This is a genomic window from Arthrobacter sp. USHLN218, assembly GCF_037144715.1.
Classification (GTDB): domain Bacteria; phylum Actinomycetota; class Actinomycetes; order Actinomycetales; family Micrococcaceae; genus Crystallibacter.
The window spans coordinates 543,608-564,232 of sequence record NZ_JBBCYT010000001.1 but is presented as its reverse complement, the minus strand read 5'-3'; the positions used below and the strand labels follow the sequence as shown (position 1 = coordinate 564,232).

Below are 20,625 nucleotides of genomic sequence, written 5' to 3'. Positions count from 1 at the left end.
TTAGCGGAGGGCGTTGGGGGCCAGCCGGTAACCGACTCCGCGAACGGTCTCCAGATACTTGGGCGAACGGGAGTCGTCTCCAAGTTTGCGCCGCAGGTTGCCGACATGGACTTCGATGGCGCGTTCGTCAGCGTCGCTGATGAAGGACCCCGTGTCATATTCTTCGTACCGCAGCCGGCGGACCAGGTCCGCCTTGCTGCGGACTACGCGGCCGCTTTCCAGCAGCGCATGCAGCAGGTCAAACTCCGTGCGTGTGAGTTCGATCGGGGCGCCATCGACCTCTGTGGTGCGCGTCCTGTGGTTCAGCACGAGTCCGTTGTGGCAGTACGCGCTGTCCTCTTCGACGGGCGCGGCGACCACTGATTGCCTGGGGGCCGATTCGGGAGACGAGGAAGCGGGCACCGATGGCGTTGCCGGTTCGAGGTCAGGCTCCCGATCGAATGCCTCAGTCTCCTCGGCCACTACCGGCACTTGCCCGTTCCGCGGCCGGCGAAGCATGGCGGTGATCCGGGCACGCAATTCGCGCGGCCGGAAGGGCTTGGTGATGTAGTCGTCCGCGCCGGATTCCAGCCCGAGCAGCGTATCCAGCTCCTCGGCCCGGGCCGTCAGCATGATGATGTAGGCGTCGCTGAACTGGCGGATCTGGCGGGCGGTTTCGAAGCCGTCGATATCTGGAAGTCCGAGGTCGAGAGTCACCACCGTCGGGTTGCTTTCGCGGACAGTGGAGACACCTTCGACACCGCTGGCTGCTGCATAGACCTCGAAGCCGGCCTGCGTCAGGACAGCACGTATAAGCTCACGTATGTCGCCGTCGTCCTCGATTATTACTGCTACCCGTGCTGGAACCACTCTGCCCCGCTTCGCATTTATTCCCCAACTTACGCTCCCTGACCTGCATTGTAGCCCCTTGTCAGATCGATTTACCAGAGCACTGAGGGCTGCTCCAGCTAAGTGTCAGAAACCCGACTTATACTGATGTCGCCGGTGGGGGCCTGCCTCCTGCGCAGGCGTCCCCGTCGTCAACAGGAACAGGATTCGTCCGCCATGTCCACGGTCGTCAGAAGAACCCTGGGACTGATCGGCGTGCGCAAGCCGTTCTACGAGCTCAGCCTTCGCCTCCGGGTGGGCCTAAGCCAGCTGCCGCTCGTGTTGACCGTGGCACTGGTAACCGTGCTCGTCGCCTGCTTCTTCCCCGAGACCTTCCGGCATCCTTCCTTCCTTATTGGCCTAGGGCAGCTCGCTGTCCTGACCCTGCTGGCCTTCGCCGTGCCGTGGGACAACCTGCCGCGCGGGTCCTACTGGGTCATCCCGCTGGCGGACTTCATCGCGATCGGCGCGCTCCGGCACAGCGGGCAGGACGCCATCACCGGACTCGGCCTGCTCATGCTCTTCCCGGTTTTCTGGCTGGCCTGGTCCGGCATAGCCCCGATTGGCGCCAGGATCATCAGCTTTGTGCTCCCGCTCGCCATCGTCTGGCTGCCGGCCTTCACGTCATCAGGACCGGTAGCCCTGCCGGACCTGGCCTCGACGCTGATTGTCCCGGTGCTGATGCTGGCCTTTGGGGTGACTATCTCGGTGGCCAGCGAGAGCGAAACGGCGCGGCAGCTCGAGTTCGAGGCAAAGGACCGGGAGCTGCAGCAGGTCCTGCGCGAGACCCGGGACCGCCAGCGGCTGCTGGAAACGATGATGGACACCGTGAGCGTGGGGCTGGTCGCCGTGGACCGGGGCGGCCACGACATCCTGATGAACCGGCACCAGCGCAATAACCACCTGCTGGCGGCCCCCAGCGGCAACCAGGACCCGAACGAGTCGCAGCTGCTGGTCTTCCAGCCGGACGGCACCACCCCCATTCCCCTGGAGGAGCGGCCCGTACTCCGGGCCATCCGCGGCGAGACCTTCAGCGACGAGCTGCTGTGGATCGGCGCGGGCAAGCAGCAGCGGGCCATGGCAGTCACCGCGCGTCCCATGATTGACGACGACGGGGAGTTCGACGGCTCCGTGATCGCGTTTGCCGACGTGACGGAGCTGGTCCGTGCATTGGCTGCCAAGGACGACTTCGTCGCCAGTGTGTCCCACGAACTCCGGACTCCCCTGACCTCGATCATCGGCTACCTGGACCTGGCCCTGGAAGAAGTGGAGGAGACCGACGGGACGGGGCGGCTGGCCGGCTCGCTGCGTGTAGCGCAGCGCAATGCGGAGCGGCTGTTCCAGCTCGTCTCCGACCTGCTGTCCTCTGCGTCCGGGCCCATGAGCATCGCGCCCAAACGCACGCCGCTCGCCGAGGTGATCCGCTCCAGCGTGGACTCAGCGGCACCCAAGGCGGCCGCGGCCGGCGTCGTACTCCGCGACGACTGTCCGGAGGCACTGCAGGCCTTTATCGACCCGGACCGGATCGGCCAGGTCGTGGACAACCTTCTCTCCAACGCCATCAAGTACTCCCCCGGCGGCGGCGAGGTGGAGGTCCGGGCCTGGGCAGCGGGCGGCAAGGCCGTCCTCGAGGTCCGGGACTACGGCCTGGGCATCTCGGAGGAGGACCAGCGGGAGGTCTTCACCAAGTTCTTCCGCACCGCCGCGGTCCGCCGGACAGCGATTCCGGGCGTCGGGCTCGGACTCGTCATCAGCAAGTCCATCGTGGAGGCCCATGGCGGCACGATCGAGTGCAGGAGCACGCTCGGCGCCGGCACCACGTTCACTGTCACGCTGCCCTTGGACAAGGCACAGGACGGGGAGCGCCGGCAGGCTCCCGCGGGTGTCCGGTGACGGCCGCTCCCTCGCACGCCCCGTACGGCCGCGGCCATCTGGCCGCCTGCCTCCTGGCCCTGTACCTGCTCACCGTGGCGTTCATCGTGCTATGGCCGTCCCCGGTGGACCAGCAGGCCCAGGGGGCCATCGCGCGCATGCTCATCCGGCTGCGGGCTTTCGGGGCACCGGACTGGATCGACTACAACCTGGTGGAGGCCAGCGCCAACGTGGCCATGTTCGTGCCGATCGGCGTGCTCGCCGGGATCCAACTGCGCGACGGCCTGCGGTGGCTGGCCCTGCCGGGGGCGTTCGTGGTCTCGTTCCTGATCGAGCTTTTCCAGGACTGCTTCCTGCCCGGCCGCTTCGGCACGATGCAGGACGTGTTGGCGAACACGCACGGCGCCGCGGTCGGACTGGTGATCCTCTACGCGGTCCTCGAGCACCACAGGACACGGAGAACGGCGCCGCCGGACATCCCGAAGAGATGAACGACGGCGCCGTGCCGGGTTAGCGGTGCAGGTTACCGCTGCTCGCCGTGGCCCTTATGCTCCCACTGATCGTGATTGCCCTTGTGGTGGCCTTTGCCCTTGCCCTTGTGGTGTCCCTTGCCGTTGCCCTTGTGCGGCTGCAGGTCAGCGAACGTGGCCGTGGCGTGTGCGACCGCGTCCGACATCTGGCCCAGCAGCTTCTCGTCGATGTTGGTCAGGTCGTCGCAGGCCGTGTGGTAGCACGGGTCGTAGGCCTTGCCGGCGGTGCCGCCGAAGATCGCTGCCTCCTCCTTGGTCTTGATCCCCTCCGCACCGGTGAACAGGCCGCCGGCCGGGATGCCCGCGGCGATGAAGGGCGCATAGTCCGAGCGGCCGCTGAAGTCCGTCTCCGCCGAGGCCAGGCCTTCGGACGCAAAGTAGTCGGCGAAGACCTTCTCGATCTCAGCCGAACCTTCCGGGCCGGCCTGGCCGAACGCCGATCCGTCACCGTCATACACGAACCGGCCGCCGTTGGGCGAGCCGACCATGTCGAAGTTCAGGTTGAGCGCGTGCTGGGCGATCTCTTCGTCGCTGAGCTGCGAGACGTAGTACTCGGAGCCCAGCAGGCCGCTTTCCTCGGCGCCCCAGAATGCGAAACGGACGCGGTTCGCCGGCTTGGCCTTGGTCTTCGCCAGCTGGATGGCCGTCTCCAGGGTTGCCGCGGTGCCGGAACCGTTGTCGTTGATTCCGGCGCCTTCGGCGACACTGTCGAAGTGCGCGCCGACGACGACGGTTTCATCCGCATTGCCCTTGGTGTCCGCCAGGATGTTGAACGTGGTCGAGTCGACGACTTCCGCATCCACCGCGACGCGCACCTCGGTGGCCGGATCCGCGGCCAGCTCCTGGCCCAGGGCGTAGGTGCCGCCGACAACCGGCACGGCAGGGTTCGGAACGGCCGCGAGCGTTCCGTTCAGCAGGCCGCTGCGGTCCTCGCCGTTGCCCTGGTTGAAGATGATGACGCCGGCCGCGCCAGCCGCGGCAGCCTCCTGCGCCTTCTCGCCAAAGGTGCAGGTGCCGCGCTGGATGAGGGCGATGTTCCCGACCGGGAAGCCGGCGAAGTCGGCAGCTTCGCATCCACTGGTGGAGGCGGCCGGATCGGTGAAGTTCACGTCGACTGCCGTCACCGCAGCGGTCACGTCGCCGGTACCGGAGTACTCCATGGTGAGGAAGTCCGTGCCGTGCTCGTACGTGGTCGCCACGGGTGATGTCTGCTGCAGTTCGGACGGGCTGTGCTCGACGAACTGCTGGTAGTCGAAGTACTGGCGCTGCGGGTCATAACCGGCCTTGCGCAGCTGCTTCTCGACGTACTGTGCCGCGGCTTCATAGCCCGGGCTGCCGGAGGCCCGGTTTCCCCCATTGGCCTCGGCGATATCCTGCAGTTCCTCGAGGTGTTCGACGACGTTGTCGGTTTTGACTGCTTTCTGCAGCTTCTCCGCGCTATTTGGGGCTGCCTGGGCTGTACCGCCCAGGCCCAGCGCCAGAAGGACGACGGCGGACACGGCCACCGTGCGAGTGGTGCGTTGATGCTTCATCAGGTGCGATTCCCCTTCATCTGCGAGCAGCCGGATCCCGATGTTCCCCAACTCCGGCCAGTGGCCCAGAGACTAGTAACCGCGGGCGGAGATTGGAAGACTTTGTTTCAGATCTGGCCGATCTTGCAGGCCCGGTGCTTCCTACCGCCTTGAGCTCTTGACCGCGGCGGGAATCCGGACTGTGATGAGGAAGTTAAGCTTCAGCTGGCCGCCGGTTTCGCCATGGCAAAGGACATGGTCACGTGGGCGATGGCGTCGGTCATCTCCTCAAGCACCTGGACGTCCACGTTCGCGACCGTGTCGCACGCTTGGTGGTAGCACGAGTCGTACTGGCGTCCCGCGGTCCCACCGAAGACGCTTGCCTCGGAGCTGCTCTTGGTTCCTTCGTCTCCGGTAAACAGGCCGCCGACCGGAATCCCGGCCTCCATGAAGGGGAAGTAGTCGGAATCGTCGAACAATAGTGTCGGCTCGGCCTCGAGCGAGTTCGCCCTGAAATAGTCCATGAAGACGCGTTCGATCTCGTCCGAGCCGTGCGGCCCGGCGCTGCCAAGGTCGGACCCGTCGCCGTCGTGGACAAAACGCACGGCGTTGGGCGAGGCGACCATGTCCAAGTTAAGGTTCAGCGCGGTCTGCCGCCGTTCATCGCTGCTGAGTTCATCCACGTAGTACTGCGAACCGACGAGATCGTCCTCCTCGCCGCCCCAGAAAGCGAAACGAACGCGGTTCGCGGGCACGATCCCCGACTCGGCCAACCGGACCGCCGTTTCCAGGACCGCGGCCACGCCGCTGGCGTTGTCATTGATGCCGGGGCCCCTGCGGACCGAGTCCAGGTGTGCACCGAGGACGATGGTGTGTTCGGGGTCGCCGCGGCTGTCCGCGAGGATGTTGAAGGTGTCTACCTCCCGATCCCTCCGGCCCTCATAGGAAAACTCCTGGCGCTCTGTCTTGTAGCCGGCGGCCCGCAACTGCTCCTCGACATAGCGGGCAGAGGCCTCGTAGCCCGACGTCCCGGCGGCCCGGTTGCCGCCGTTGTCATCCGCTATCCGCTGGAACGCCTCCAGGTGTGCCATGACTTCGCCGTGATTCACTTCCGCGCGGAGCACCTCTGCCTCCGGCACCTCTGCATCGACCACCACCAACGGCGGAGGAGGCGCGCTGCAGCCCGTCACCACGATGGCGGCGATCGCGACGGCAGATGCAGCTGCCGCGTATCTCGGTTGATGCGTTTTCATGGTGTCCCCCTGCGAAGAATCTAGCGCAGCACCCCTGCGTGTAAAAGAGTGCGGCTGGCTACGGTGGAGACGGCCGCGAATCCGGCGCCGAACATGGCCAGCGCCACCGCGAGGGCCACGGCCCCGGGCGAAAACGCGCTGCCGGCTTCGGCCTCCATCGCCACGGGCGACAGGAGCACCAGCAGCGCGCCGGCCGCCGTCACGATCCGCGGGGCGGCCACACAACCGATGAGGACAAGCGCAGCGACGGCCAGCGTCCACACCCAATCGCTGCCCGGCAGCTCCAGCACCCCCATCCGGCCGGCGTCCATGGCGAACAGCAGCAGCTGCAGTCCGCCATAGGCGCACAGTCCAATCCCCAGGGCGGTTCCTTGTCCGCCCACTTGGTGGTGGTTGGGCAGCACAGCCAGCGCGGCAGCGACCAGCAGGGCGATGTAGACCGCCGTCCAGAACGGCCGCGGCAGCACCGAAGCCGAGGCGGCCGAGGCGAGCTCGAAGTAGCCGGCCGACGCATGCACGAACGCGATGCCGCCGAGGACGAACTCCCCGAAGGAGCGGCCGACGTGCATATTGCGGGCCGAGTCCTGCCATCGCCGGGCGAGGCTCGCGAAGAGCGCGTACGCACCCCCGATGCCGAGGCCTACCAGGGCCAGCCGGCCGGCCTCGCCCCCGACGGTTCCCGCCACGACCGCGGTCACGGCGGATCCGGTGACGAGGACAGTGCCCGTCAGTCCGGCGTCTCGTTCCAGCCCGGCCGGCGGCTGGCGCTGCAAGGCGATGAAAAGCAGCAGCAGCGCGAGGCACAAAACAATGACTATTCGAATTCCGGCTTCGTCCAGGATGCCGACGAATGATTCCATCGCCTCGCCTACCGTCTGTCCGGAATTACCCCGCTCAGGATCGGTCTGCGTTTTCGGATTACTTGTATTGCTGACATATGAATCGGATCCCCCAACTGATGTCCGTCAACCGTGCTCCCCAGCACGGCCTTCATGGACCTGACTGCACTCTAGCGCAGAAAGTCAAGATGCATAACGTCCCGACTTTGTGTCCAAGGAGAAAGCCAAGGTACGCCGCGCCGAACCCTGCAGCGACCCTCGGTTTTAATCTTCTCGTTACGATTGCGGGATACTGTCAATAGCGGCGCCGGGACTCCGGCGCGGAACCAGTCTCATCATTGTTGAAGGATCAGTATGCGTATTTCCGTTATCGGCTGTGGCTATCTCGGCGCCGTGCATGCGGCCTCGATGGCCAAGCTCGGCCACGAGGTCATCGGTATCGACGTGGACGAGCGCAAGATCAGCGACCTGCAGGCCGGCCGCGCGCCGTTCTTCGAGCCCGGCCTGCCCGAACTGCTGACCGAGGTGCAGGAGACCGGGCGGCTGTCCTTCTCCACCAGCATGGCCGATGCGGAAGGCGCCCGGGTCCATTTCGTGTGCGTCGGCACCCCGCAGCGCAAGGGCGAAAACGCCGCAGACCTGACCTACGTCGACTCGGCCTTCAACGAGCTCTTCCCCTACCTGCGCGAGGGCGACATCGCCGTCGGCAAATCCACCGTCCCGGTCGGCACCGCCGCCCGGCTCGCCGGCCTCGCCGCGGACAAGACCCCCGGCGCCGTACTGGCCTGGAACCCCGAGTTCCTGCGCGAGGGCCACGCGGTCAAGGACACCCTGACCCCGGACCGCTTCGTCTACGGCATCCCCGCCGGGCCCGCCGGCGACGCCGCCACCGCGGCCCTCGACGAGGTCTACGCCACCCCGCTGGCCACCGGCACCCCGCGCCTGGTCGTGGACTACGCCACCGCCGAGCTGGTCAAGACCGCCGCCAACTCCTTCCTCGCCACCAAGATCTCCTTCATCAACGCGATGGCCGAGGTCTGCGAAGCCACCGGCGCCGACGTGACCGCCCTCGCCGACGCGATCGGCATGGACGAACGCATCGGCCGCAAGTTCCTCAACGCCGGCGTCGGCTTCGGCGGCGGCTGCCTGCCCAAGGACATCCGCGCCTTCATGGCCCGCGCCGGCGAACTCGGCGCCGACCAGGCCCTGACCTTCCTGCGCGAGGTCGACGCCATCAACATGCGCCGCCGCTCCCGCGTCGTCGAACTCACCCGCGACCTCTGCGGCGGCTCGCTCATCGGCAAGCGCATCACCGTCCTCGGAGCCGCGTTCAAACCCGAATCCGACGACGTCCGCGACTCCCCCGCCCTCTCCGTCGCCGCCCAGCTCCAGCTCCAGGGCGCGACCGTCACCGTCACCGACCCGGAAGCCCTGGCCGGCGCCAAGATCCGCTTCCCCGAGCTCTCCTACGAACCGGACACCAAGACCGCCCTGGCCCGCGCGCACGCCCTGGTCCTGCTGACCGAGTGGAAGGAATACCGGGAACTGGACCCCGCCGCCGTCGGAAACCTCGTCGACGAGAAAAACATCCTCGACGGCCGCAACGTCCTCGACCCCGCCGCCTGGCGCGAAGCCGGCTTCACCTACAAAGGCATCGGCCGCCCCTAACCGGGAACCGGACAGAGCCACCCGCGTCCGCAGCCGCACGTGCGGAACGGCCCGTCACCGGGACCGTTCGGCCGTCGCGTGCGGACGCGGGTGGATTGCCGTATGCGGACGCGGGGGGCTTGCCGACGCCGAACGCGGCGCCATAAGGATGGTGTCCGCGGCCGGAGATGCGGCCGGGTGCCCGAGGTCTGCGAGAGGGAGCAGCCGGCCCCGCAGGATCAGCGCCCGGGGGTTTCGCCCAGGACGCGCAGGCGCTCGTTGTAGTCGTCCGGCGTGATGTGCCCGTGCGCCAGCCTCTCGTCCAGGATCTGCCGTGCCCTGCTCCGCGGCATAGCCCCGAGCTGGGGACTGCTCAGGGGCGGCTCAGCCACGGCTTCGTTTTGCGTGAAAGTGACCAGCGCACGGACCACCAGCACCGCCAGCAGCACGACGACGGCCACCAGGACCAGGCCGAAAATCCAGACGAAGCCCATGAAAAACCAGTTCCCGTTCATCATTGCCATCATCCCCTTTGACGCCGCAAGCGGGGCCTTGCCGGGCTCCCTTGGTGCCTAGGATACGCTTCCCCGGCACCGGCAGACAGGGGCCGGAAGCCGGACCTTCCGTTCCCGCTGATCCAAGGTTTCCCCAACGGGCGGCACCAAGAATGGACACGGCACGGACCACCGTGCCACGGCATTCATTGACACGTCCGGAGCGGCAGAGCAAGGTAGACACCACCGGATTTGGAGAGATCGAGTGGGGCAGGCATGGGTTGGACGCCCCGCTGCATGGGAGAACAGCATGAGCTTCAGGTCCTGGTCAGCAGTCGGCACATCGGTCCCGGGCACCGGGGGCAACCGGTGCGTCCGCGTCTGGGCGCGCCGCGGGACAGCGGCTGGCGCGGCGCTGGGCCTGGCCGCCGGAGCGTTCCTGCTGCCCTCGTCGTCCGCCTTCGCGGCCCCGGATCCGGGTGCGGTCGAGTTCGCGCCGGGCGCCTCCGGATTGGGCGATTCCTACTATCCCAACGCCGGCAACGGCGGCTACGACGTCCGGCATTACCGGTTGGACCTTGACTACCACCCGCCGACGGACACGCTCGCCGTCACCGCCACGATCACGGCGCGGGCAACCCAGGACCTCAGCTCCTTCAACCTTGACCTGGACGGGCTCAGCGTCGAGTCCGTCCAGGTAAACGGCCTGACCGCCGCCTGGTTCGTCGTGGACGATGAACCAGGCGGGGAGCTGACCGTGACCGCGCCGCAGGGAATCCGCCGCGGCAAGGTATTCACCGCCGTCGTCAAGTACAGCGGTGTGCCGAAGACGATCACGAAGCCGGGCACCGCCGGATTCATCCACACCGAGGAAGGCGCCGTCGTCACTGGCCATCCGCTGGGGGCGGCCACCTGGTTCCCGTCCAACAACCACCCGAGCGACAAGGCAACGTTCAGCTACAACATCTCCGTGCCCGACGGCTGGGAGGCCCTGGCCAACGGGGCGCTCAAGGGCAAGTCCAGCAAGTCCGGCCGGACCACCTGGTCCTGGGAGGCCAAGGAGGAGCTGCCGACCTACCTCGCCTCGATCAACATCGGCGATTTCGATATAGAGTCCTACACCAAGAAGGGCACGGACTACTGGAACGCGCTGGATCCGAAGCTGAAGGACGTGGTCACCCCGCGCAACGGCCACGGGCTCGCCTGGTCGCACGCGGCGGATTCGTCCTACAAGCGGCTGACCCGCACCATCAGCGTCCCCGACGGCGGCGCGGAGTTCTCCTTCTGGATGCACCGGGACACCGAGCCGGGCTGGGATTTCGCCTTCGTGGAGGCCCGGACGGCGGGCGGCGGCGACTGGACCACGCTGAAGGACACCACCGGCCACGCCAGCAACGACACCGGCCAGTCCTGTCCCGCCTGGCATGAGGTGCATCCCTTCCTGAGGCACTACCAGTCGGACGACGGCGAGGGGGGCTGCACCGCGTCCGGCACCTCGGGCGAGTGGTGGGCGGCCAGCGGCGCCAGCGACGGCTGGGAGAAGTGGGAGTTCAACCTCGAGGCCTACAAGGGCAAGGACGTCGAACTGTCCATCACCTACGCGAGCGACATCACCGGCCAGCACGACGGCGTACTGGTCGAGGACATCGATGTCTCCACCGGCGAGGGATCTACTTCCTTCGAGAACGACCGCAACCGGGACCGGCTGGAGGGCTGGAAGGTGGCGGAGGCGCCGGAGGGCAGCCCGGCCAACACCAACAACTGGGAGGCCGGCGTGTCCACCCCCACGTCCATCGGCGCGAAGGCGCAGAAGGGCCTCGACCGGCAGCCAAAGATCCTGTCCTTCCTGGCCAAGAAGTTCGGCGCCTACCCGTACGCCTCGGCGGGCGCAGTGGTGACGGACCAGGATGGCCTGGGCTTCGCGTTGGAGAGCCAGAGCCGGCCAATCTACGCCAAGGACTGGTTCTACGACCCGGCCAGCGCCGACTCCTACATGGTCCACGAACTGGCCCACCAGTGGTTCGGCGCCGACCTCTCGCTGGCCTCGTGGAAGGACGCGTGGCTCGCCGACGGCTTCGCCACCTACGCCCAGTGGCTGTGGAACGAGGAGCAGGACCTGGGCACCACGCAGGAAACCTTCGACTTCTATGCCGGCATCGACGCCGGCGAGCAGTTCTGGAAACTGCGGCTGACCGACCCGAAGGCGGACCATCTCTTCGATCCGGCGCTGCAGGCCCGCGGCGCGATGGTGCTGCAGGCCCTGCGCAAGGAACTCGGCGACAAGGAGTTCTTCGGCCTGCTGCGCAGCTGGACCGCCGCGCAGTCCGGGAAGGCGGTGGAAACCAAGGAGTTCACGCGATTTGCCGAGGCATATTCCGGCCGCGACCTGGATGAATTGTTTGACCAGTGGCTTTTCACCCCGGGCAAGCCGGGAAGCCTGAAGACATCCTGAGAATCGCCGGTTCCGGCCGTGTCTCTTGGGGCCGATGCGGCGGCTGAGGCCTACAGTGGCTGTACATTTCCTGGGGAGGAAAAATGCAAAGTGAGCAAGCAACCGGAACCAGCAACTTCCTGACCGTCTCGGACGTCGCGGCACGGCTGAATGTTTCCAAAATGACCGTCTACCGGCTGGTGCACTCCGGCGAGCTTCCCGCCGTGCACATCAGCCGCTCATTCCGGATCAGCGAAGACGCCGTTTCGGACTACCTGGCGCACGCCGCGGTGGAGGCCGACCCCGTCCCCTGAGGACCGGAACCGTCAGTTCGAGGCGTTGCGGCGCAGCACCCACACGTTGCTGCCGTCCTCGCGCTCGAACGTGACCGTCGTGACGAGGGCCTGGATCAGCGCCAGCCCCCACCCGGACTCGTTCTCCGCGCCGGCTTCCGGCATCGCGGCGTCGTCCGCGGCGGGTTCCGAGCGTCGGGCCCCGATCTCGCTGATGCGTGCCTCCAGCCGCTCCGCCGACACGGTCACGTCCACGCCCAGCTGGAGTTGGGCGCCGTCGTCCGGCTGCGCATGCCGGATGACGTTCGTGGAGGCCTCGATGACGGCGGTGGTGAAGGCCATCCGGTCCAGGTCGGACAGGAACTCCGCGTCCGTCCAGAGCTCGTCCAGGGCGGCATGCACGGCCTCCAGGGTTTCCTCGGAGGCCGGACCGCGGCGTGAGAACCCCGCTACGATCTCAGCCATTGGAAAAGGCGGCCTCAACGCTCTGGTACGGGGTCAGGACCCGGTGCATGCTGGTCAGCTCGAGCACCATCTGGACCTGCGGCTGGACGTTGGCGATCCGCAGGTCTCCGCCGGCCTGCCGCGCCAGTTTGAGGCAGCCGATCAGGGCGCCGAGCCCGGACGAGTCCATGAACTCCGTGCCGGCCATGTTGACCACGACGTGGTTGCTGCCGTGCGCGACGATGTCCGCGACAACCTCGCGCAGTTTGGGGGCGGCGACCATGTTGAGCTTGCCGACGCCGTTGACCTCGGCGTAGTCCGGCAACCGTTCAACGGTGAATTGCATCTGCGTTCCTTTCCAGCGGGTTAAACCCTTTGTACCGGACCGCCTTGATCAGGACGCTCATCACGACCAGATCGAAGACCACCCAGGCGACATTGACCAAAGTTCCGATCGGCTCGTTCATCCCGGCGGCCAGCCGGCCCAGCCCCGCGACCAAAGCCACGACCAGCAGCACCATGGCGACGAGCTGCGGCCGGATCAGGCTCCAGCCGGGAGCGCCCGACTGCCTCGCCTTCGGCGTGACAGCGAACCCGAGGGGACGGCCGAACCAGACGTTGCGTGCCGCCGTCGTACACGCCTTGATCCACGTGGGGAAGAGCGCCAGGCTGTACTGCTGCCCGCGCCAGGTGCTGACCCCGCGGCCGATCACGGCGAAGAGCAGCTGGTTGACCACCATGAACGGAATGAACCGGATGAAGAAGTCGAAGCTGAGGCTGCTCACCGGCAGGATGCCCAGCGTCAGGTAGACGATCGGCGCGGCGATATAGACGACGGCGGCGAACCCGCTCAGGTAGCTCCACATGGTGGCGAAATACATCAGCCGCTGGCCGGGCTTGAGCCCGCGCTGCACTAGGGGGTTCTCGCGCAGCAGCACCTGGATGGTGCCCTGGGCCCAGCGCAGCCGCTGGGTCAGCATGGTCTGCACGTCCTCGGGCGCCAGGCCGTAAGCCAGGATCTCGTGGTGGTAGACGCTTTCCCAGCCCATGCCGTGCATGCGCATGGCCGTCGCCATGTCTTCGGTGACCGAGATGGTGGCCAGCGGCATGATCGGCTGGGCCTCGTCCGAGCGCTCCACCGAGACCGCGTCCAGGATCGCCTGCACGGATTCGAGCGCGCCCAGCGGCGACCAGTCGCGCTTCGCCATCCGCTCCACGGCGCTGTCCAGCTCGTCCGGCACCTCCAGCCCCTCGCCCTGGGCCAGGTCCATGGCCGCGATTTCAGCGAGGTCCGCCTCCAGCGCGGAGAAGTCGGCGGCCACGAGGGTCTGCACCGCCGCGTCCACCTTGCGGCGCACCCGGTAGGTGATTTCGCTCAGCGAGGCGCCGTCCTTCAGCTCGCGGGACGCCTGGTCCGCGGCCTCGGCTACCTCGTCCAGCAGTGCGGAGACCAGCGGATCGCTGGCCTGCGGGGAACGGCGGGCCTGGCGCACGGCGCGGCGGGCGCCGGCGAGGGCCTGCCGGACCCCGCGATCCACCTCCCGGACGTAGCCGGCCAGGCCCAGCTGCATCAGGGCCTCGCGCCGCAGGATCGCGTTGGATCCGCAGAAGAAGGCGGCGTTCCAGCCGTCCTTGCCCTGCTGGATCGGCCCGTAGAAGAGCGGCGCCTGGCTGCCCAGCGGGTCATCGACGGGCACATTGCTGAAGTACTGCGGGGTCTGCACTAGCGCGACCTTGGGGTTGCGGAAGTACCCGAGCGTCCGGTCCAGGATCTCGGGCTCCGGAATCTGGTCCGCATCCAGGATCAGCAGGAATTCGCCGGACGTCGTCATCAGCGCGTTGTTCAGGTTGCCGGCCTTGGCGTGGCGCGGCCGGTCCGCCCAGTCCGCGCTGCGGGTCAGGTAGCCGAGCCCGTGCTCCTCGGCAAGCCCGCGCAGTTCGTCCCGGGCGCCGTCGTCGAGGATCCAGGTGTTGTGCGGGAACCTGATGCGCTGGGCGGCCAGCGCCGTTTCCATGACCAGGTCCAGCGGCTCGTTGTAAGTAGTGATGAAGACGTCCACCGTGGCGCCGGGGTCCGGCTCCGGTGGCTCCGGGCGCCGTTTGAGCCGCCACACTGTGACGCCGAACAGGCACACGTCGATGAGGCTGTACGTCTCGGCCAGCACCAGCGGCACGGCGATCCACCAGGCGGACCAGTTCAGCGATTCGAGCCAGCGCCAGGCCACGTAGTTGACGCCCAGGATGATCGTGAGCACCACAACGAGGCGGACCAGGAACCGGTTCATTCCGGCGCCTGCCCGTCAGCGCCCCGGCGCACCATGACGGCGGTGACGTCGTCTGCCGCGGCATCCGGGCCTGCCAGCCGCAGCACGGCATCGCAGGCGCCCTGCGCCGTCGCCTCCTGCGCCGCGGCCTCCCGGACCGCCGCGATGGCCTCCGGCACGGAACCGAAGGCATCCAGCAAACCGTCGCTGGCCACCAGGACTGCCTCCCCCGGGGAAAGCTCCACGCTGTGGGAGCGCCAGGTGCTCCCCGGCAGTGCCCCCACCGGCGGTCCGCCGGAGGGCAGCCGGCTCACGTTGCCGCCGGCAAGATAGAGGCCGAGCCCGTGGCCGGCATCCACGTAGTCCAGGCGCCCGTGCCGTGCATCGAGCCGCGCGTGGAAGACGGTGACGAAGGACGCGGACTGTTCCAGGTCCCGCTCGAGTTCCCGGCCGGCGGCCCGGAAGGCGGCATCCAGATCCGCCTGGCCGGCGGACGACCGCAGCACGGCCCGGACCGTGGCCGCGATCAGGGCCGCGCCCATCCCCTTCCCCATCGCGTCCGCGAGCGTCAACTGCAGGCCGTCCCGGGTGGGGTACCAGTCGAAGAAGTCCCCGCCCACGCTGCGGGCCGGCCGGCAGTTTCCGCCGATCTCGTACCCGTCCAGCAGCAGCGGCTCCGAGGGCAGCAGGCTGCGCTGCACCTCGGCCGCGCGCCGCTGTTCGGCTTCGCCGGGAACGACGGCGGACGGCTGGGTGCGCGGGCGGCGGAACAGGGCGGTGATGCGGGCGGCAAGTTCCCGCGGGCTGAACGGCTTGCTGATGTAGTCGTCCGCTCCGGTCTCCAGTCCCTCCAGGCGGTGGAGTTCATCGGCCCGCGCGGTGATCATGAGCAGGTAGGCGTCCGAGAATTCCCGAACCCGGCGGCAGACCTCGATGCCGTCCATGTCCGGCAGGTTCAGGTCCAATGTAATCAGGTCCGCCCCGCCGGCCCGCACCAGGTCGAGTCCTTCGCTGCCGGTGGCTGCCTCGACCGTCTCGAAGCCCTGGCCCGAGACAATCTGGACCAGGAGGCCGCGTATATCGTCGTTGTCCTCCACAATGACGGCGCGGCGGGTGCTTTGCGGCTCAGGCATGTTCTCATTAAGTCGGGAATCACCCCATTTGTCACATCTGTCCCACTGAAACCGCCGTCATCACCGGTAACCGGAGCCGCCGTTGTGGATAAAGTCCTCGATTACCTGACGCTCAACCGCGTCAGGTTCGATGCCCTCTCGCTGCGGATGCGGGTGGTGCTCAGCCAGCTGCCGCTATCCATCACCATGCTGTTCCTGCTGGGCGGCAGCATCGTCCTGCATGCGCCGCTGCTCCAGGACCCCCTCTTCTTGCTCAGCATGGCGTGCAATGCCGTGCTCCTGCTGGCCTGCTTCGTGGTCCCGTGGGAAAAGCTGCCGTATCCGTCCTTCCTGGCCATCCCGCTGCTCGACTTCATCCCGATCGGACTCCTTCGCGAGGGTGCCGGGACGCACCTGACCGGGCTGGGGCTGCTGGCCGCGTTTCCCGTGATCTGGCTGGCGGCCTCCGGCCAGCTGCCCCGGTTCTCCGTTATCGCCGGCGCCCTGGCATCGCTGGCCATGGTGTGGATCCCGGTCCTGGCCTCAGGGAAGCCCGTCACCGTGGACACGCTGACCCAGCCGCTGCTGGTGCCCTTCATGATGCTGGCCATCGGGATCACCATCCGGGTCATGACCGCCAGCATGATGGCGCAGCAGGCGGTCCTGGAGGCGAAGGACGCCGAGCTTCGCGAACTCCTCGAGGCAAGCGGCCGCCGCGAGCGGCTGCTGCGGACCGTCGTCAACACGGTGGACGTCGGGGTCCTGGCCCTGGATCCGGCGGGCCGCAGGGTGCTGGCGAACCGGCCGCTGGAACAAATGCGCCGGGTTGCCACGCCGGAAGGCGTGGACGAGGCGCCGCTGAAGGAGCTGCTTCTCTACCGCATGGACGGCGTCACGCCGATCGCGGAGCCGGACCTTCCTACCGCCCGAGCCGCCCGCGGCGAGACCTTCTCCGAATACCTCGTCAGGGCCGGCCGGACCGGCCACCAGCGCGTGCTCTCCACCTCGGCCCGGACCATGAAGGACAACAACGGAAAGCGCGAGGGCTCGGTTCTGGCCTTCAGCGACGTCACCGAACTGGCGGAGGCACTCAACGCGAAGGACGACTTCCTCTCCAGCGTTTCCCACGAGCTGCGCACTCCCCTGACCTCCATCCGCGGCTACACGGAGCTGCTCCTGCTGGACACCGGCCTGCCGCCCCAGGTGACCGCCGGCCTGACCGTCATCGACCGCAACGCCGACCAGCTGTTCAAGCTGGTGACCGACCTGCTCGGGACGGCGACCGGATTCGCCGACCTGCGGCCGGTGGAGTCCGACCTTGCGGACCTGCTGAAGCAGGCAGCCTCCGCAGCCGAACCGCGGGCCGCGGCCTCCGGCGTCGTCCTTTCCCTGGATGCTCAGGGACCGCTGATGGTCGAATGCGATCCGGCGAGGATCCGGCAGGTGCTGGACAATCTGCTCTCCAACGCCGTCAAATACTCCCCCGACGGCGGCACGGTCACCGTGCGCGGAGGCGTGCGGGACGGCATGGTGTACGGGGAGGTCGCGGACACGGGTATGGGGATGGATCCGGAAGAATCCGGCTCGATCTTCACGAGGTTCTTCCGCACCTCGACGGCCCGCAGGAGTTCCATCCCCGGCGTGGGGCTGGGCCTGCCGCTGTCCAAGGACATCGTTGAACGGCACGGGGGCAGCATCTGGTGCGCCAGCGCTCCCGGTGAGGGCAGCGTCTTCACTTTCACGCTGCCCCGCCGGACCGATTGCGTGATGACGGAGGGGCCGGCCAGCGGGAACCAGTAGGATGGAATCTGGTCCGATCCGAACCGATTCCCCGGGAGTTTTTCCATGGCACTGTCTGCCTCCACCGACCTGTCCCACCCCGTTACCGAGGTCATCGACACCTTCACCAGCGAAGACTTCCTGCGCCACATCAGCGAGATGGTCGGCGGCAGCCTGGTGTCCGTCGAGCAGGACGGCGAGACGGCCGGCGCGTTCACCCTCAAGGTGGTGCGCAACATTCCGACCACGCGCCTGCCGGAGATCGCCCGCAAGATGCTGGGCGAGTTCCTGTCCGTGACGCAGACCGAGAACTGGCAGGCTCCCGAGACGGACGGCTCCCGGACCGTTAACATCGACGTCAAGATCGCCGGCGCCCCGGTGGACGTCGACGCGGTACAGAAGCTCGTGGCCGTCGGCGGCACCACCCGCGTGGACCTCGAGGGCACGGTCTCCTCCAGCATCCCGTTCCTCGGCGGCAAGGTCGCTTCCGCGGCCGAGCCGATGCTGGGCAAGGCGCTGAAGATCCAGGCGACGCAGGCCGAAGCCTGGATCGCCGGCCGCGCCTGACGCAGGGAACGCAGCTCATGACGATGCCCGCAGTGCTGGCCTGGATCCTGGTCTTCGCCGGCCTCTGGTCGCTGATTGCCTGGATGCCGATCCTCCTGGCCGCGTGGAAGGACCCGCGTGCAAAGGACGAGAACGGCGCGCTGACGCGCTACTTCACCAACCGGTTCATGCTGGCGTCCACGTCGATGATCCTGGGCCTGGCCACGGCGGTCATCGGGGTGCGCGGCCTGGTCGGCTGAACCGAAGCCAAACCGCTGATAGTGGTCCGGGCCGGCGGCGAATGCCCCGGCCCGGACTGCTCAGTCCGTGTAGGCGCGCCAGCGTTCCTTGACGTCCTCCGCCAGGTCTTCCCACGGCGGGGCATCCGGCATTCCCAATCCGTCCAGCAGTTTCATGCGCTCTTCATACAGCGCCTTGCCGGCTGCATCCCGGTCACTTGCTCCCACGCCTCCGAGTATCGCCCATGCGGGGCCGTTGGCTAAAACTTTCCGGCGTCATGATCCGTCTCCGTGGCCGCCGTGCTTCCCGTGCTCTCCGCGCTGGCGACGCCGTTCCCGCCAGCCAGCACCCGCTCCTTGGTCCACCCCGTCGCGGCCGAGACCATCCGCTCCAGCGGACCCTGCGACTTTCCCGTGACGTTGTGCCAGAGCACCGCGAAGAGCACCGCGGCGACGGCGTGCAGGACGAACGCCAGATGCGGCCGCCCGCTGAGGAAACCGGTCGCCAGCAGGACCAGGTGGGCCGAGTACAGCGTCAGGCTCATGGTGCCGGCCATGGCCAGCGGGGTTAGCAGTGAACGAAGCGCGGTGCCTGCGAAGAGGACAACGCCGAGTACGACGGCGGCGATCCCCAGGGTGTTCAGCAGTTCCACGGGCGTGGAGGAATAGGGCGAAAGCACCGTCAGCCACCACCCGGTGGAGGTCGGCAGGCCGTCCGTCGGGCCCCAGGTGAGGATGTCATCCACTCCCTCGGCGCCCAGCCGGGGACTGTTGGCAATCAGCTGTTCCCGTCCGCCGAGCGGGCCCGTCATGACCAGGGCGAACAGCCAGGTCACCGCACCGACGATGGCCCCCGAAACCACGAGCCGGACCTGGGTGTCCCGGCTGGCCAGGTCCAGCTGGCCCACGGCCATGCCCGCGCAGATATAGGTCATCCAGGGGATGGCCGGATACGAGCCCGTCAGCAGGAGCGCCCCGACGACCGCGCCCGGATCGTCGAAGAGCATGCTCAAGGAGGGATCGTAGCCGCCGAGGCCATGGAGATCCGGGCGCAGCCCCTGCATCAGGAGCGGCCCGAGCACCGCGAAGCACACCGCGGCGATGCCCAGCGAGCGGGCGCTGAGCCCCAGCAGCGGAATGGCCAGCAGGAACATCGCCCCGTAATAGGCCAGGATGATGGCCGCGGGCGGATCCAGCAGGGCGATCAGGAACCCCAGAGCCAGGATGAGCGCCGCCCTGACCGCCAGCGCACCCTTCGCGGCGGCCAAGGCGCGGCCCCCAACAGCCCGCGCCTTGGCCGCCGAGAGGGAGAGCGATATCCCGGCCAGGAACGCGAACAGCGCCGCCGAGGTTCCCGAGAGCAGCTGCCAGGTCATCGTCGGTTCGAAGTCCGCGTTCCAGCCCGGCAGGACATGGATGGCCATCATGGCGATCAGCGCCATCCCCCGGGCGGCATCGAGGGCGGCGATGCGTGGCCTGGCCGGGCCGGCCGAAGCGGTGGTTCTGCTCATGGTGCGTGGTTCCTTCACGGGTCGGTCGGCGGGCCGGTCTGCCATCAGGCGGGCTGGGAGACGCCGGCGGCGGCCGCGTTGGCCAGGCCGGCCAGGTCCTCCAGCAGCGCGGTGTGTTCTTCGGCGGTCAGTTCGGCCAGCGGCGTGCGCAGGTTCCCGGCCGGCATCCCCAGCGCGGCGAGCGCGGCCTTGACCGACGCGGCGGCCGGAGCGCGGAACATTCCCCGGTAGACCGGCAGCAGTTCCCGGTGCACGGCGAGCGCCTGGTCCACCCGGCCCTGCGAGTAGAGGTGGAACAGGTCCGCCAGCTTGTCCCCCACGACATGGCCGACCACGGAGACGAAGCCGACGGCGCCGATCGCCAGCAGCGGAAGGTTCAGGGCATCGTCTCCCGAGTAGTACTCCAGCGCGGTCTCCCGCATGACCCAGGAGCTGCTCTCCAGATCGCCCTTGGCGTCCTTGACCGCGACGATGCTCGGGTGCTTGGCAGCCGCGGCGAACGTCTCCGGTTCGATGGCGACGCCGGTGCGCTGCGGGATGTCGTAGAGCATCACCGGCAGGGACGTACTGTCGGCCACGGCGAGGAAGTGGCGCAGCAGCCCGCGCTGCGACGGCCGGGAATAGTAGGGCGCCACGAGCAGCAGCCCGTCCGCTCCCCACTGCTCCGCCGCCTGCGCCAGCCGGATGCTGTGCCTGGTGTCGCCCGCGCCCACGCCGGCGATCACGCGCTTGCCGCTGCCGGCGACCGCGCGCCGGGCGGCACCGACCATCTTGGACTTTTCGTGGTCGCTGGTGGCGATGGACTCGCCCGTCGTGCCGTTCACGACGATGCCGTCGTTCCAGCCGTCGCGGGTCAGCCAGGCCGCGAGCCGCTCCGCCGCGGGCAGGTCCACGCGGTCGCACTGGTCGAAAGGCGTGACCATGGCGGTGAGCACGTTCCCGAACGTGGTGGCCGCCGTCGTCGTTAGCTCAACGCCGTGGATAGTTGTCATG

General features: G+C 67.9%; 20 protein-coding genes. 8 read left to right on the top strand and 12 right to left on the bottom strand.

Translation table 11 applies throughout. The features are described 5' to 3' along the window. On the bottom strand, window positions 1-849 hold the full coding sequence (locus WFH44_RS02495) for a response regulator transcription factor (protein ID WP_336711473.1): 849 nt from the start codon (window positions 847-849) through the stop codon (window positions 1-3). Window positions 850-1,044: 195 nt separating this feature from the next. Between WFH44_RS02495 and WFH44_RS02490 the strand changes: the two genes are divergently transcribed. Then, window positions 1,045-2,760: a sensor histidine kinase gene (locus tag WFH44_RS02490; protein ID WP_336711471.1), complete on the top strand. Its 1,716-nt coding sequence runs from the start codon at window positions 1,045-1,047 to the stop codon at window positions 2,758-2,760. Next, on the top strand, window positions 2,757-3,230 hold the full coding sequence (locus WFH44_RS02485; RefSeq protein WP_336711469.1) for a VanZ family protein: 474 nt from the start codon (window positions 2,757-2,759) through the stop codon (window positions 3,228-3,230). The genes WFH44_RS02490 and WFH44_RS02485 overlap by 4 nt, the downstream gene beginning before the upstream one ends. A 32-nt stretch (window positions 3,231-3,262) precedes the next feature. On the opposite strand, the gene WFH44_RS02480 is transcribed toward WFH44_RS02485, so the two are convergent. From WFH44_RS02480 to WFH44_RS02470, 3 genes are all read right to left on the bottom strand, one after another. Continuing rightward, entirely contained in the window at window positions 3,263-4,801 is a 1,539-nt protein-coding gene (locus tag WFH44_RS02480) for a M28 family metallopeptidase (RefSeq protein ID WP_336711467.1), read from the bottom strand. A 200-nt stretch (window positions 4,802-5,001) separates the two neighbouring features. Continuing rightward, window positions 5,002-6,033, bottom strand: a complete 1,032-nt coding sequence (locus WFH44_RS02475) for a M28 family metallopeptidase (protein WP_336711465.1) — start codon at window positions 6,031-6,033, stop codon at window positions 5,002-5,004. A 20-nt stretch (window positions 6,034-6,053) separates the two neighbouring features. Next, a complete protein-coding gene (locus WFH44_RS02470) occupies window positions 6,054-6,893 on the bottom strand; it encodes a hypothetical protein (protein ID WP_336711463.1) in 840 nt (279 codons plus the stop codon). Window positions 6,894-7,226: 333 nt separating this feature from the next. On the opposite strand from WFH44_RS02470, the gene WFH44_RS02465 reads away from it, so the two are divergent. Beyond that, window positions 7,227-8,540: a UDP-glucose dehydrogenase family protein gene (locus tag WFH44_RS02465; RefSeq protein ID WP_336711462.1), complete on the top strand. Its 1,314-nt coding sequence runs from the start codon at window positions 7,227-7,229 to the stop codon at window positions 8,538-8,540. A gap of 218 nt (window positions 8,541-8,758) precedes the next feature. Here WFH44_RS02465 and WFH44_RS02460 read toward each other — a convergent pair whose 3' ends face one another. After that, entirely contained in the window at window positions 8,759-9,037 is a 279-nt protein-coding gene (locus tag WFH44_RS02460) for an SHOCT domain-containing protein (RefSeq protein ID WP_336711460.1), read from the bottom strand. A 286-nt stretch (window positions 9,038-9,323) separates the two neighbouring features. Between WFH44_RS02460 and WFH44_RS02455 the strand changes: the two genes are divergently transcribed. After that, window positions 9,324-11,465: a M1 family aminopeptidase gene (locus tag WFH44_RS02455; RefSeq protein WP_336711458.1), complete on the top strand. Its 2,142-nt coding sequence runs from the start codon at window positions 9,324-9,326 to the stop codon at window positions 11,463-11,465. Window positions 11,466-11,548: 83 nt separating this feature from the next. Then, entirely contained in the window at window positions 11,549-11,758 is a 210-nt protein-coding gene (locus WFH44_RS02450) for a helix-turn-helix domain-containing protein (protein ID WP_336711457.1), read from the top strand. Between the two features lie 12 nt (window positions 11,759-11,770). On the opposite strand, the gene WFH44_RS02445 is transcribed toward WFH44_RS02450, so the two are convergent. Genes WFH44_RS02445 through WFH44_RS02430 form a run of 4 tightly spaced genes read right to left on the bottom strand, consistent with a single transcriptional unit; the run spans window position 11,771 to window position 15,578 of the window. Beyond that, window positions 11,771-12,202, bottom strand: coding sequence for an ATP-binding protein (locus WFH44_RS02445; protein ID WP_336711456.1), 432 nt, complete (start codon window positions 12,200-12,202; stop codon window positions 11,771-11,773). Further along, a complete protein-coding gene (locus tag WFH44_RS02440) occupies window positions 12,195-12,527 on the bottom strand; it encodes an STAS domain-containing protein (protein ID WP_336711454.1) in 333 nt (110 codons plus the stop codon). Before WFH44_RS02440 ends, WFH44_RS02445 begins: the two co-directional genes overlap by 8 nt. Next, window positions 12,511-14,466 (bottom strand): glycosyltransferase, encoded by a 1,956-nt coding sequence (locus WFH44_RS02435; protein WP_336711452.1) that lies wholly within the window; start codon window positions 14,464-14,466, stop codon window positions 12,511-12,513. Before WFH44_RS02435 ends, WFH44_RS02440 begins: the two co-directional genes overlap by 17 nt. Then, window positions 14,463-15,578 (bottom strand): SpoIIE family protein phosphatase, encoded by a 1,116-nt coding sequence (locus WFH44_RS02430; protein WP_336711450.1) that lies wholly within the window; start codon window positions 15,576-15,578, stop codon window positions 14,463-14,465. Before WFH44_RS02430 ends, WFH44_RS02435 begins: the two co-directional genes overlap by 4 nt. Before the next feature lie 84 nt (window positions 15,579-15,662). Here WFH44_RS02430 and WFH44_RS02425 point away from each other — a divergent pair, with 84 nt between their 5' ends. The 3 genes from WFH44_RS02425 to WFH44_RS02415 are packed head-to-tail and all read left to right on the top strand — an operon-like array spanning window position 15,663 to window position 18,142. Then, window positions 15,663-17,357 (top strand): sensor histidine kinase, encoded by a 1,695-nt coding sequence (locus WFH44_RS02425; RefSeq protein ID WP_336711449.1) that lies wholly within the window; start codon window positions 15,663-15,665, stop codon window positions 17,355-17,357. A 45-nt stretch (window positions 17,358-17,402) separates the two neighbouring features. Beyond that, entirely contained in the window at window positions 17,403-17,903 is a 501-nt protein-coding gene (locus tag WFH44_RS02420) for a DUF2505 domain-containing protein (RefSeq protein ID WP_336711448.1), read from the top strand. Window positions 17,904-17,920: 17 nt separating this feature from the next. Further along, on the top strand, window positions 17,921-18,142 hold the full coding sequence (locus WFH44_RS02415; RefSeq protein WP_336711446.1) for an SCO4848 family membrane protein: 222 nt from the start codon (window positions 17,921-17,923) through the stop codon (window positions 18,140-18,142). Window positions 18,143-18,202: 60 nt separating this feature from the next. Here WFH44_RS02415 and WFH44_RS02410 read toward each other — a convergent pair whose 3' ends face one another. The 3 genes from WFH44_RS02410 to dapA are packed head-to-tail and all read right to left on the bottom strand — an operon-like array spanning window position 18,203 to window position 20,624. After that, window positions 18,203-18,349 (bottom strand): hypothetical protein, encoded by a 147-nt coding sequence (locus WFH44_RS02410; protein ID WP_264796281.1) that lies wholly within the window; start codon window positions 18,347-18,349, stop codon window positions 18,203-18,205. A gap of 32 nt (window positions 18,350-18,381) precedes the next feature. Continuing rightward, window positions 18,382-19,632 (bottom strand): heparan-alpha-glucosaminide N-acetyltransferase domain-containing protein, encoded by a 1,251-nt coding sequence (locus WFH44_RS02405; RefSeq protein WP_336711444.1) that lies wholly within the window; start codon window positions 19,630-19,632, stop codon window positions 18,382-18,384. 44 nt (window positions 19,633-19,676) lie between these two features. Then, on the bottom strand, window positions 19,677-20,624 hold the full coding sequence (dapA, locus tag WFH44_RS02400; protein ID WP_336711443.1) for a 4-hydroxy-tetrahydrodipicolinate synthase: 948 nt from the start codon (window positions 20,622-20,624) through the stop codon (window positions 19,677-19,679). Between the last annotated feature and the right edge of the window lies 1 nt (window position 20,625).

Excerpts from the sequence above, each read along its gene's own strand:
- WFH44_RS02455 (WP_336711458.1), top strand. The coding sequence starts at position 9,324 with ATGAGCTTCAGGTCCTGGTCAGCAGTCGGCACATCGGTCCCGGGCACC.
- WFH44_RS02475 (WP_336711465.1), bottom strand. The coding sequence starts at position 6,033 with ATGAAAACGCATCAACCGAGATACGCGGCAGCTGCATCTGCCGTCGCG.
- WFH44_RS02440 (WP_336711454.1), bottom strand. The coding sequence starts at position 12,527 with ATGCAATTCACCGTTGAACGGTTGCCGGACTACGCCGAGGTCAACGGC.
- WFH44_RS02460 (WP_336711460.1), bottom strand. The coding sequence starts at position 9,037 with ATGATGAACGGGAACTGGTTTTTCATGGGCTTCGTCTGGATTTTCGGC.
- WFH44_RS02445 (WP_336711456.1), bottom strand. The coding sequence starts at position 12,202 with ATGGCTGAGATCGTAGCGGGGTTCTCACGCCGCGGTCCGGCCTCCGAG.
- WFH44_RS02490 (WP_336711471.1), top strand. The coding sequence starts at position 1,045 with ATGTCCACGGTCGTCAGAAGAACCCTGGGACTGATCGGCGTGCGCAAG.
- WFH44_RS02420 (WP_336711448.1), top strand. The coding sequence starts at position 17,403 with ATGGCACTGTCTGCCTCCACCGACCTGTCCCACCCCGTTACCGAGGTC.
- WFH44_RS02470 (WP_336711463.1), bottom strand. The coding sequence starts at position 6,893 with ATGGAATCATTCGTCGGCATCCTGGACGAAGCCGGAATTCGAATAGTC.
- WFH44_RS02465 (WP_336711462.1), top strand. The coding sequence starts at position 7,227 with ATGCGTATTTCCGTTATCGGCTGTGGCTATCTCGGCGCCGTGCATGCG.
- WFH44_RS02430 (WP_336711450.1), bottom strand. The coding sequence starts at position 15,578 with ATGCCTGAGCCGCAAAGCACCCGCCGCGCCGTCATTGTGGAGGACAAC.
- WFH44_RS02450 (WP_336711457.1), top strand. The coding sequence starts at position 11,549 with ATGCAAAGTGAGCAAGCAACCGGAACCAGCAACTTCCTGACCGTCTCG.
- WFH44_RS02435 (WP_336711452.1), bottom strand. The coding sequence starts at position 14,466 with ATGAACCGGTTCCTGGTCCGCCTCGTTGTGGTGCTCACGATCATCCTG.
- WFH44_RS02405 (WP_336711444.1), bottom strand. The coding sequence starts at position 19,632 with ATGAGCAGAACCACCGCTTCGGCCGGCCCGGCCAGGCCACGCATCGCC.
- WFH44_RS02415 (WP_336711446.1), top strand. The coding sequence starts at position 17,921 with ATGACGATGCCCGCAGTGCTGGCCTGGATCCTGGTCTTCGCCGGCCTC.
- dapA (WP_336711443.1), bottom strand. The coding sequence starts at position 20,624 with ATGACAACTATCCACGGCGTTGAGCTAACGACGACGGCGGCCACCACG.
- WFH44_RS02480 (WP_336711467.1), bottom strand. The coding sequence starts at position 4,801 with ATGAAGCATCAACGCACCACTCGCACGGTGGCCGTGTCCGCCGTCGTC.